This is a genomic window from Streptomyces sp. NPDC059355 (assembly GCF_042752335.1).
Taxonomy (GTDB): domain Bacteria; phylum Actinomycetota; class Actinomycetes; order Streptomycetales; family Streptomycetaceae; genus Streptomyces.
Genome location: NZ_JBHYXN010000037.1, coordinates 72,526 through 83,878 on the forward strand (window position 1 = coordinate 72,526; position 11,353 = coordinate 83,878).

Here is an 11,353-nt window from a genome sequence, read left to right on the forward strand (position 1 = left end):
TCGTTATGCAAGCCTTGCGGACAGGAGATAGGGGAACAAATGCCGCAGGCCAGCACCGACAAGTCCGCTTCCAGCCGCGACATAGGCATCGACCTGGGGACCGCGAACACCCTCGTCTACGCCCGGGGGCACGGCATCGTCCTCAATGAGCCGTCCGTGGTGGCCGTGAAGGCGGGCACCACCACGGCCCTGGCCGTGGGGACCGAGGCCAAGGAGACCATCGGCCGCACCCCCGGCTCCATCACCGCGATCCGCCCCCTGAAGGACGGAGTGATCTGCGACTACGAGGCCGCCGAGGAGATGCTCCGGCACTTCGTCCGCAAGGCCGTGCCCGGGCGGCGGCCGCGTACCAGGATGGTGATCTGCGTGCCCTCCGGGGTCACGCCCGTCGAGCGGCGGGCCATCGTCCACGCCTCGACGCGGGCCGGGGCCAAGGCCGTCCACCTGATCGAGGAGCCGATGGCGGCGGCGATCGGCGCGGGCCTGCCCGTGGCCGAGCCGCGCGGTTCGATGGTGGTGGACATCGGCGGCGGCACCACCGAGGTCGCCGTCATCTCGCTCGGCGGGATCGTCACCTCCCGGTCGCTGCGGGTCGGCGGGGACCGGCTGGACGGCGCGATCATGGACTACGTGCGCAAGGAGCACGGGCTGCTCATCGGCGAGCGCACCGCCGAGGACGTCAAGGTCGGCATCGGATCGGCCTGGCCGGTGCCCGACCGGCCGGAACTGGAGACGCGGACCTTCACGGTGCGCGGCCGGGAGCGGGTCGGCGGCATGCCGAAGACGCTCTCGCTGGGGGCCGCGGACGTACGGGCCGCCCTCGGCGAACCGGTCGAGGCGATCATCGCCGCGGTGCGCGCGACCCTGGAGGAGTGCCCGCCCGAGCTGTCGGGCGATGTGATGGAGCACGGCATCGTGCTGACCGGCGGCGGGGCGCTGCTGCCGGGTCTGGACCTGCGGACGGCCTCCGCGACGGGCATCCCGGTCTTCGTCGCCGACGCCCCGCTGGACTGCGTGGCGCTGGGCTCGGGCAGGTGCGTGGAGGACCTGGACACGCTGAACAGCCTGCTGGTCCCGGCGAAGGCCTGACGGGGCGGGCGGTGGTGCGGCTACGCCCGGGGGAGGGTGGCCACGACCGTGTACGAGTCCTCCGTGCGCGTCGCGGTCAGGGATCCGCCCAGGCTGCGCACGCGCTCGGACATGCTCGCCGTGCCCGAGCCCGCCGAGACGGGGGCGCGCCCCGGCGTCCGGACGGGCAGACCGTTGCGGACCGCGATCCGCAGCTGCGGGCCGTCCGCCTCGATCGACACGTCGATGGTCTCCCCGCAGGCGTGCTTGGCCGCGTTGGTCAGGCATTCCTGGACCACTCGGTAGACCGCGGCCTGGCGCAGCGGCGACAGCCCGTGCACCTGCGGATCCAGGGCCAGCCGTACGGGCGAACCGGCCCGTCCGCTCTCCTCCGCGAGGGCCGGCAGCCCGTCCACCCCCGGGGTCGAGGCCCGCTCCCCGCGCTGCACGATGATCTCGTTGAGCACGAGGTGGGCCCGGCGCGCGGTGTCGGCCAGCTCCTCGAAGTCCTTCGCGTGCGCCGTCTCGCGCGCCCGCGTCGACAGCACCTCGGAGCGCACCGTCAGCAGGGTCAGCTCGCGGCCGACGAAGTCGTGGACGTCGCGGGCCACCGAGGTGCGCTCCTGCTGGACCGCCTGGAACACCGCCGACTCGGCGCGCCGGGCGGTCAGCTCGCCCACCAGGTCGTGCCGGTAGGCGGCGATGCCGACGGCCGAGGCGAGCACCCCGATCGGCACGACGAGGCTCAGGAACGAGCTGAGCGTCTGCGCCCGCGGTTCGGGCCAGCCCGGGACGCTGAAGACGATCAGCGCGAAGGCCACGTACCCGAGGGTGGCCAGGACGGCAGGCCGCCGCCCCCGGTAGCGGCCGACCGAGTAGAGCGCGAACTGGATCAGCGTCAGCTCGTGCAGCCAGCCGATGAAGAGCAGCGCGGTGAGGTACGAGACCCAGGGCGCCCGGCGGCGCACCACCAGGCTTGAGCACCCGGCGGCGAGCACGACGGCGGCCATCGGACCGCTGAGCGAGTTGTCGGCGGCAGCCAGCCCCGGCAGGTCCAGCGCCATCAGCCCCAGGCAGCTGAGTGCGGTGAGCACGTCAAGCGCCCGGGGTGATCCGGCCCAGCTCGCGGCGAGCCGGCGGCCGGCGGCCGCGGCCCGGTGGAGCGCCGAGGCGACGGGCGGGACGTACATGCCTTCCATCATCCGTGTTCGGCGAGGGGTATCGGATCAGCCAACCCGGCTGAAATCGTGATGTGCGACACTCCGGACAACTCGGGGCACAACCCGTCAAGGTCTCGGATCGGCTCCGGGGCCCGCGTAGTCCGAGCCGAAGCAGGAGCGGATCTCCCGCTCGGTGTCCGGGCGCCCCGCGAAGTTGAGCCGGGAGTCCTCCTCCTTCGGCGCGGTCTTGGGGTCGGCGTTGAACGAAACCGACCACCAGTACACGCCGGTCATCTTCCGCTCCCGGACGACCTGGCAGACCGCCTTGTACCAGTTGGCCTGCACGACCGGGTTCAGCTTGCGCCGCGCATAGAAGTCGCCGGGTGCGTAGTACGCCCCGTCCATGGCGCTGATGCCGGCCTCGGCGAGCACGATCCGCGGCAGCGGGCCCCTGGTCTTCTTGTCCAGCCAGGTGTTCCAGCCGTCGACGAGCTGGTCCACGGGGGCGTCGTCGGGGACCTTGACGGGGAAGTACGCGTCGACGCCGAGCCGCTCGACGGGCACGTCGATGTGGCCGCCCACGTAGTTGTCCCAGTTGGCGTCGTAGGACACCTCGCCCTTGAACCGCTTCTCGGCCGTCGCGATGAGGCCCTTCCAGCCCGGGTCGCCCTCCATCGAATTCAGCTCGGTGCCGATCACGAACGTCGCCGCCTTCTGCCGCTGGGCCACGTCGAGGTAGGGACCGAGCAGGGCCTCGTACGAATCGAACCAGGCCTCCTTGTCGGTCGGCTTGATGTTGCCGCGCCACCCCTCCGGCGGCACGAGCACGACCTCGTCCAGCGTCGGGCGGACGGTGGTGCGCAGTCCGGCCTCGTGGAAGACGCGCAGCACCGTCTCCAGGTGCTCGGGCGTCGGGGTGCTGCGGCCGGCCGCGAGCTTCGTCGAGGTGCGGCCCTCCGTGTAGAAGGGGAAGGAGACGGAGACGGCGTTGGCCTTCAGCCCGACGAGGTAGGCGGCCTGCTTGCGCGCCTGCTTCTCGATGTACGCGTCGTCGTGGTCCTTCTTGTCCTCCCAGAAGATCTGGACGCCCCATTCGGGCATGCCGGCCTTCCACGGCCTGTCCACCTTCGGCGCGGGCCCCGCGGGCAGCGCCTCCTCGGTCTCCTCGGCCGCGCTCGCGCCGTCGGTGGGGGCGCCGGCGCCGCCGTGGGCCGTGGCGCGGGTGGGACCGGAAGCGGAGTCGCGCAGGACCAGGGCCGGCTCCAGGGAGCCCGGTCTCCAGCGCAGGGGATGGTCTCCGACCACGAACGGCAGGCCTATGACCAGGGAGGTCACGGTCACCGGCAGGATCGCGAGCAGGGGGACCTTGGAACGCCCGGCCGCCTTCCCGTTCTTGTTCCCGTTCTTCGTCTCGTCGTTCATCTCGTCGTTCAGCTGGTCGTTCACGAGGGGCTCTCGGTTTCTCAGGCGGGCTTGGCGATGACGACGAACTTGTTCTCTTCGCGCTTGATGAACTTGATCAGGCCGCGCAGGCCGCCGACCCCTTCCATCACGGAGAACACCGGGATGAGGGCGAGCACGACGATCGGCTCCCACCAGCGCCGCCGGCCGTTCGCCGAGACCAGGCCGTTGAGCCGCAGCCCCTCCCAGTACGTCCAGATGACGTACGCGAAGTTGATCGCCCACATGATCACGACGGTCTGGGCCACCGGCGAGGTGTTGAAGTCGCCGATGAGCCAGGCCACGAACAGCACGGTCGCGACGTGCTGGAGCGGGCCGAAGACCCAGGTCGCCACGCAGAGCAGCAGGAACCAGCGGTACCGGAACGGCACCGTGCGGTTGAAGCAGAGGGCCACCAGCCCCCACGCCCAGCGCTCGCGCTGCTTGATGAAGTCCCTCGTGGTGGCCGGGGAGGCGCCGTAGCAGCGGCCGTTGAACCAGTCGCTGCGGCCGGGGTACGTGCGGCAGAACGTCAGCGCCAGCTGCGCGTCCTCGACGATGGCCTTCGGGCCGAAGTCCCAGCCGATGGTGGCCTCGATCGAGGCACGGAGCAGCAGCAGCTCCCCGTGCACGCCGGCGACCGGGGTGCCGAGACCGGTGAGCGCGCGGAACCGGGCTATGTCGTCGGCGGGGCGGACCGCGTCGGCGAGCCAGGTGAAGCGGTTCACGGCGTTCTCGCGCGGGTAGGCGAGGATGCCCTGCGCCATGTGCTTGCCCTCGGCGCCCGCCCGCCGCTGGCGGTTGACGAACTGGGCCATCGACGCGGCGGTGTCGGGGCCGACTCCGGTGTCGTCGTCCATGTGCAGCACCCAGATGTCGTCCAGGGCCTCGCCCTCGTCGATCCGCAGTTCGTGCGCGTAGTGGTTGGCGCGGGCCTTGAACCGGGTCCCGTTCGCCGTCTCGTAGGCCTTGGGCACCGTGACCACGCGGATGAGGGGGTTCATCGCGGCCAGGTCGTCGATCTGCTCGGTCGCCTCGCAGCCCTCCTCCGTGAGGACGTCGACCCGCATGAGCGGGAAGTACGGGGGCAGGTGCTCCACGTAGCTGAGGACCGAGCGCTCCAGCGCCGGGTACGTGTCGTGGCGGCCGATGGTCGGCACGAGCACGATGAGGAAGTCCTCGTCCACCGGTGTCGGGGGGACCATCTCGTGCGATTTGCGCAGTCGGCGGCGGATCAGCAGGGCGCCCTGCAGGCCGACCATGACGCCTATGCCGGGCAGTGACCAGACGACGGACAGGGTCCAGCCCAGCGGGGTCGGATTCGGCTTGAACGACCACAGGCCGAAGCCGGCGAGGAGCAGGAAGGGCAGCAGGAAAGGGAGCACGCCGGGCTTCCACTCGGCGTGGCGCTGCACCAGTTTCGCATCGCGCCGGGTGGCGGGCGCGACCTCTTGTACGGGGGCGGAAGTCATGGAAGAGGTCATTCGGGTTTCCTACTACTGCTGTTGCTGCTGCTGCTGCGGCGGCGGCGGCGACTGCCGCGGCTGCGGGGCCGGGGGCTGCGGCGGCCAGGCGGGCTGGCTGCCGTACGGGCCTGGCCCGTAACCGGGTCGGGGCTGCTGGGGCGGGTAGGGCTGGGGCTGCGGCTGCCCGTAGCCCGTCTGCGGCAGCTGCGGCCCGGGCTGCGGCGGGTAGGCCTGCGGGGCCCCGAACCCGTGGGACGGCTGGGGCGCTTGCTGCTGCGGCACCTGCTGCGGCACCTGCTGTGGCACCTGCTGCGCCAGCCGGGCCTCGTTCGCCTGCTGGGTCCAGGGGTTCACCGGCGGCTGCCACGCTTCGTACACCGCGAAGTCCCGCAGCAGCAGGACGATGAGGGTGCAGGTCACCAAGGCCCCGACGGCGAAGGTCGCCAGCTTCAGCCCGCCCTGGAGGGTCGTGGTGAAGTACTCGGCCTGCTTGTCGTCGAAGAGCGCACCCGACAGGCTGCGCACCCGGTTGTAGCCCTCGATGGCGGCGCCGCCGATGATGATGCCCCGCCCGAGGGTGTTCCCGCGCAGGACGAGCAGTCCGCCCGCCACATAGACGACACCCCAGTTGAGGTTGAACGTCTCTGCGGTTCCGGAGCCGTCGCCCGTGCCGTAGTACACGATGCCCTGGAGGAAGTCGGCGACGCCGACCTGCCAGAAGCAGTTGTACAGGGCCCACAGGAGCAGGATGCCCGCCCAGCCCATGGCCACGAAGGCGGCCACACTGTGGGCGCGTGGCGTTGACGCGCTCAACTTCACTCCTATTCGAATGTTCCGTCGTGCAAGGCGAGCCATTGCACGCCCACGGGGCCGGATTCCCGGCCGCCGGTGATCGTCTTGGGGTCGTCGTACGTCTGGCGCACATCGGCGTCCGAGTTCTTCGCCGTGAGCCCGTCGCCCCACACCGTCCACAGCACCCACGGGGCCTGGTCGAGGGTCGTACGCTGCGCCGCGCCCAGCGGCACGTGGAAGGACTCCGCGAGGATCCGCGGCTTTCCGTAGTCCGCGAGCCCGCGGTGCCAGGTCGATGTCCAGCCGCCCGGGTCGAAGGGGTGGTCCGGCGTTCCGCTGTAGTCGTCGACCCCGACCACGTCCACGTACTCGGCGCCCGGGTAGAAGTCCCAGGGTTCGCTGCCGTGCACCCCGTCCCAGGCGGTGGGGGCCCATACGAAGATCAGGTTGTGCAGTCCGCGGGAGCCCACCAGGTAGTGGTGGAGCAGCTCCCAGAGGGCCGTGTACTGCCGGGGTTCGAGCCCGGCCCACCAGAAGCTCTGCTCCCCGCCGAGCGAGTTCATCTCGTGGTACGGGCGCAGCAGTACGGGGACGTCGTACGCGGCCAGATGGCCCAGGTGGTCCGCGAGGAAGGACAGGTCGAGCAGGAGCGCCGCGTGCTCGGCGGTACCGGGAGTGAGCACCCGGTCGATCCAGCCGGGGTCCTTCGCGGAGGGCGCGTTGCGGCGCAGCGTCTGGTCGTAGCTCTTGACGGGGCTGCCCGGCCACGGCTGGTGGAACGACATGCCGACTAGGCCTGCGGGTGCTCCCCCGTTCTCCGGGAGTACGGTCTTGGTGCCGTTCCAGAGGCGTTCCGTGCCGGTCGGGTTGTACGAGCCGTCGTCCTCGCGGGGCAGTCCGTGCCAGACGCCGAGGGCCAGGTCCACCACGTCGTTGGTGTAGGTCCAGAACTCGCGGCGGGCGGGCCAGGCGGCGCGCGAGTAGTCCCGCGGCTCCCCCACGCCCCAGCCCTGCTGCTGGTAGCCGGGCCCCAGGTCGAGTTCGAGGAAGGCCGGCAGCTTTCCGGTGATGTCCCGGGGTTTGCGGTAGTAGTAGCCGGGAGGCTTGGGGCCGCTGTGGTCGCCGTACTCGGGGTTGTACCGCTCGTTGTGCACCTCGGCGTGCTGGCCCATGAGGGTCCCGCGGCGACGGCCGGCCCGGGCGTCCGTCTCCAGGCCGACCAGGAGCCGGTACACGGCCTGGGCCGTCTTGGAGGCCTTGGGGTCTCGTGACAGCAGGTCCTTCTGGAGGCCGGCGGCCGGTGCGCGCGAGGTGCTGAACGCTGCCACTCCGGCGAGGGCGCCGCCCGTGGCCGCGGTGGCAGCCGCCCCCAGGAGGAGGTTGCGGCGCTTCAGCTCGCTTCTTAAGGGGTTCAACGGGCTTAAGACCCCGCGAGTGCGCACGTCACGACCCCACACTCCGAGACCCCCCTCGGTCGACAGCCGGCAGGCATCGGCCCCTGAGGGTTGTGCCGAACCTCTGGGGCCGGATTCACCCTACGCGTCGGCCCCCGGGCAATGTGCTCGGGGGCCGATGGTTCACCGTTTGTTACACGCCACTTGTCGCGTGGTGCGTGTTACGCGGCGGGCAGCGTGTCCAGTTGGGTCTGGATCCGGGCGATGTCCGCCTCGGCCTTGGCCAGTCGGCCCTTGATCTTGTCCACGACGTTGTCGGGGGCCTTGGCCAGGAAGGCCTCGTTCCCGAGCTTCGCCTCGGCCTGCTGCTTCTCCTTCTCCGCGGCCGCGAGGTCCTTGGAGAGCCGCTTGCGCTCGGCGGCCACGTCGATCGTGCCCGACAGGTCGAGCGCGACCGTGGCACCGGCGACCGGCAGTGTGGCGGTGGCCGTGAAGCCCTCGCCCTCCGGCTGGAGGCGCAGCAGCTGACGCATCGCCGCCTCGTGCGCGGCGAGCGCCGTACCGGTCAGGTCCAGGCGTGCCGGGACCTTCTGGCCGTCCTGGAGGCCCTGCTCCTTGCGGAAGCGGCGGACCTCGGTGACGACGGCCTGGACGCTCCCGATCTCCGTCTCGGCGGCGTCGTCGCGGAAGCCGCTGTCCTTGGGCCACTCGGCGATGACCAGCGACTCGCGCCCGGTCAGCGTGGTCCACAGCGTCTCGGTGACGAACGGGACCACCGGGTGCAGCAGTCGCAGCATGACGTCGATGACCTCGCCCAGCACCCGGCCGGAGACCTTGGCCTGCTCGCCGCCCGCGAAGAACGTCGTCTTCGACAGCTCGACGTACCAGTCGAAGACCTCGTCCCACGCGAAGTGGTACAGCGCCTCGCTGAGCTTGGAGAACTGGAAGTCCTCGTAGTACGCGTCGACCTGCGCGACCGTCTTGTTCAGCCGGGACAGGATCCATCGGTCCGTGGCGGACAGCTGCTCGACCGGCGGCAGGTCGCCCTCGATCGTCGCGCCGTTCATCAGCGCGAAGCGCGTGGCGTTCCAGATCTTGTTGGCGAACTTGCTGGACGCCTGGACCCAGTCCTCGCCGATCGGCACGTCGGTGCCCGGGTTGGCGCCCTTGGCCAGGGTGAAGCGGACGGCGTCGGAGCCGTACTTGTCCATCCAGTCCAGCGGGTCGACGACGTTGCCGAAGGACTTCGACATCTTCTTGCCGCGCTCGTCGCGGACCAGGCCGGTCAGTGCGATCGTCTTGAACGGAACCTCGCCGTCCATGGCGTACAGACCGAACATCATCATCCGGGCGACCCAGAAGAAGATGATGTCGTGGCCGGTGACCAGGACGTCGGTGGAGTAGAACTTCGCCAGGTCCGGGGTCTTCTCCGGCCAGCCGAGCGTGGAGAACGGCCACAGGCCTGAGGAGAACCAGGTGTCGAGGACGTCGGTGTCCTGGCGCCAGCCCTCGCCGGTGGGCGCCTCGTCGTCCGGGCCGACGCAGACGACCTCGCCGTCCGGGCCGTACCAGACCGGGATCCGGTGACCCCACCAGAGCTGGCGCGAGATGCACCAGTCGTTGAGGTTGTCGACCCAGTCGAAGTAGCGCTTCTCCATCTCCTTCGGGTGGATCGTGACCCGGTCGTCGCGGACCGCGTCGCCGGCGGCCTTGGCGAGGGTCTCGACCTTGACCCACCACTGCAGCGACAGGCGCGGCTCGACGGTGGTGGAGCAGCGGGAGCAGTGCCCGACGGAGTGCAGGTACGGGCGCTTCTCGGCGACGATCCGGCCCTGCTCGCGCAGCGCGCCGACGACCGCGGAACGGGCCTCGAAGCGGTCCAGGCCGAGGAAGGGGCCGTGGACGGTGATGTTGCCGCGCTCGTCCATGATCGTCATGTTGGGCAGGCCGTGGCGCTGCCCGATGGCGAAGTCGTTCGGGTCGTGCGCCGGGGTCACCTTGACGCAGCCGGTGCCGAACTCCGGGTCGACGTGCGTGTCGGCGACGACCGGGATGGAGCGGTCGGTGAGCGGCAGCTTGATGAGCTTGCCGACGAGGTGCTTGTAGCGCTCGTCGTCCGGGTGGACGGCGATGGCCGTGTCACCGAGCATCGTCTCGGCGCGCGTGGTGGCGACGACGAGGGTGTCCTCACCCTCGCCGTACTTGATCGAGACGAGCTCGCCCGCGTCCTCCTGGTACTCCACCTCGATGTCGGAGATGGCCGTGAGGCAGCGGGGGCACCAGTTGATGATGCGCTCGGCGCGGTAGATCAGCTCGTCGTCGTAGAGCTTCTTGAAGATCGTCTGGACGGCCTTGGAGAGACCCTCGTCCATGGTGAAGCGCTCACGGGACCAGTCGACGCCGTCGCCGAGGCGGCGCATCTGGCCGAGGATCTTGCCGCCGTACTCTTCCTTCCACTGCCAGACGCGCTCGACGAACTCCTCGCGGCCCAGGTCGTGGCGGGACTTGCCCTCCTCGGCGAGCTGCTGCTCGACCTTGTTCTGGGTGGCGATGCCGGCGTGGTCCATGCCGGGCAGCCACAGCGACTCGTAACCCTGCATCCGCTTGCGGCGGGTCAGGGCGTCCATGAGCGTGTGCTGGAAGGCGTGGCCCAGGTGCAGGGAGCCGGTGACGTTCGGCGGCGGGATGACGATGGTGTACGCGGGCTTCTCGCTCGCGGGATCGGCCGTGAAGTAGCCACGCTCTACCCAGCGCTCGTAGAGCTTCCCCTCTACCTCGGCCGGAGCGTACGCGGTCGGCAGTTCGGAGTCGGGGCTGCTGGGTGTCTGCGTGTTCTCGGTCACGAGGCACAGTTTAGAGCCGTAACAGTCCAGCTATGAAACCGGTAATCCGGGGGCCCGGAGGCCTGCGGGGGATCTGCTTCCGACAGGATGTCTGAAACGCATAAGGATTCCTGAAGGGGGACGCGGGCATGAGCTACAACCAGCCGGGACCGTACGGGGGCCAGCCGCCGCAGCAGCCTGGACCGTACGGGGGCCAGCCGCCCCAGCAGCCTGGACCGTACGGGCAGCCCGCGCCGCAGCCCGGCTACGGCTACCCGCAGCAGCCCCCACCGCCGGGCATCCCCCCGCAGGGCTACCCCCAGCAGCCCCAGCAGCCCCAGCCGGGATACGGCTACCCGCAGCAGCCCCCGTACGGCGCGCAGCCGCAGCCGCCGAAGAAGTCCAAGGCCGGCGTGGTGATCGCCGTGATCGTCGCGGTCGCGGTCATAGCGGGCGGCGGCTGGTACTTCACGAAGGGCGCTGGCGCCTCCGGCTCGGTGGCCGCGGACACCAAGGGCTACAAGCTCACCTTCCCGGAGTCGGTCGACGCCTACGCGAAGAACCCCGACGCGGTCGGCACCGCGAAGGCGGACACCCCGCTGGCGGGTGAGCAGAAGACGAAGGCCGAGGCCATCGGCATCAAGGACCCGCACCAGGCGAGCCAGCAGTACCTGAACGGTGTCAAGGGCAAGGCCAAGCAGATGACCGCGAGCGGCTTCTGGGGCCAGATCGACGACCCTGAGCGGGCCCTCGACGCCTACTTCGCCACGATCGGCGCGCCCAACCCGGAGACCGACAAGCTCGGCCTGAAGTACGAAAAGGTCGGCACCCCCAAGGCGTTCACGCCGGACGGGTTCAAGGGCGCCGTCATGAAGTGCGTCGAGATCAAGATGTCCACCACGAAGACCACCAAGCCCGGGGAGCCCAGCTCCCTCGTGGTCCCCACCTGCGCCTGGAGCGACCACTCCACTCTGGCCGCGGTCAACCACATGGACCAGACCACGATCCTGACGGGTGGCACCCAGGGCACCCTGGAGGACGTCTCCAAGCTGGCCGCGAAGCTCTACAACACCTCACGGACCAAGGTCTGATCGGACTGGCGGCACACAGGAGGGGCGCCCCGAAGCCGATGCCCTTGGCGCCGGCCCGCGACTCGATGATCTTCTCCAGGCCCGCGAAGGCACCGCCCACGATGAACAGCACGTTCGTCG

The 11,353-nt window shown here is 70.3% G+C and carries 8 protein-coding genes; 2 read left to right on the forward strand and 6 right to left on the reverse strand.

From position 1 onward, the window contains the following. The first annotated feature begins 39 nt into the window (after positions 1–39). Positions 40–1,089, forward strand: a complete 1,050-nt coding sequence (locus tag ACFXGI_RS28965; RefSeq protein WP_384712698.1) for a rod shape-determining protein — start codon at positions 40–42, stop codon at positions 1,087–1,089. Positions 1,090–1,109: 20 nt separating this feature from the next. Here the strand turns inward: ACFXGI_RS28965 and ACFXGI_RS28970 are convergent, their stop codons facing one another. From ACFXGI_RS28970 to ACFXGI_RS28995, 6 genes are all read right to left on the reverse strand, one after another. Continuing rightward, complete coding sequence (locus ACFXGI_RS28970) at positions 1,110–2,258, reverse strand: sensor histidine kinase (RefSeq protein ID WP_384712701.1); 1,149 nt, start codon at positions 2,256–2,258, stop codon at positions 1,110–1,112. A 96-nt stretch (positions 2,259–2,354) separates the two neighbouring features. Further along, on the reverse strand, positions 2,355–3,674 hold the full coding sequence (locus ACFXGI_RS28975; RefSeq protein ID WP_384712704.1) for a glycoside hydrolase family 113: 1,320 nt from the start codon (positions 3,672–3,674) through the stop codon (positions 2,355–2,357). A 17-nt stretch (positions 3,675–3,691) separates the two neighbouring features. Continuing rightward, positions 3,692–5,152 carry a glycosyltransferase family 2 protein gene (locus ACFXGI_RS28980; protein WP_384712708.1) on the reverse strand — a complete coding sequence of 487 codons (1,461 nt, stop codon included), beginning with the start codon at positions 5,150–5,152 and terminating at the stop codon, positions 3,692–3,694. A 12-nt stretch (positions 5,153–5,164) separates the two neighbouring features. After that, entirely contained in the window at positions 5,165–5,947 is a 783-nt protein-coding gene (locus ACFXGI_RS28985; RefSeq protein ID WP_384712711.1) for a hypothetical protein, read from the reverse strand. Positions 5,948–5,955: 8 nt separating this feature from the next. Beyond that, on the reverse strand, positions 5,956–7,341 hold the full coding sequence (locus ACFXGI_RS28990) for a glycoside hydrolase family 26 protein (protein WP_384712714.1): 1,386 nt from the start codon (positions 7,339–7,341) through the stop codon (positions 5,956–5,958). Positions 7,342–7,541: 200 nt separating this feature from the next. Continuing rightward, on the reverse strand, positions 7,542–10,163 hold the full coding sequence (locus tag ACFXGI_RS28995; RefSeq protein WP_384712717.1) for a valine--tRNA ligase: 2,622 nt from the start codon (positions 10,161–10,163) through the stop codon (positions 7,542–7,544). Between the two features lie 128 nt (positions 10,164–10,291). Here ACFXGI_RS28995 and ACFXGI_RS29000 point away from each other — a divergent pair, with 128 nt between their 5' ends. Then, positions 10,292–11,233: a hypothetical protein gene (locus ACFXGI_RS29000; RefSeq protein ID WP_384712720.1), complete on the forward strand. Its 942-nt coding sequence runs from the start codon at positions 10,292–10,294 to the stop codon at positions 11,231–11,233. The last annotated feature ends 120 nt before the right edge of the window (positions 11,234–11,353 follow it).

Excerpts from the sequence above, each read along its gene's own strand:
- ACFXGI_RS28965 (WP_384712698.1), top strand. The coding sequence starts at position 40 with ATGCCGCAGGCCAGCACCGACAAGTCCGCTTCCAGCCGCGACATAGGC.
- ACFXGI_RS29000 (WP_384712720.1), top strand. The coding sequence starts at position 10,292 with ATGAGCTACAACCAGCCGGGACCGTACGGGGGCCAGCCGCCGCAGCAG.
- ACFXGI_RS28980 (WP_384712708.1), bottom strand. The coding sequence starts at position 5,152 with ATGACCTCTTCCATGACTTCCGCCCCCGTACAAGAGGTCGCGCCCGCC.
- ACFXGI_RS28970 (WP_384712701.1), bottom strand. The coding sequence starts at position 2,258 with ATGTACGTCCCGCCCGTCGCCTCGGCGCTCCACCGGGCCGCGGCCGCC.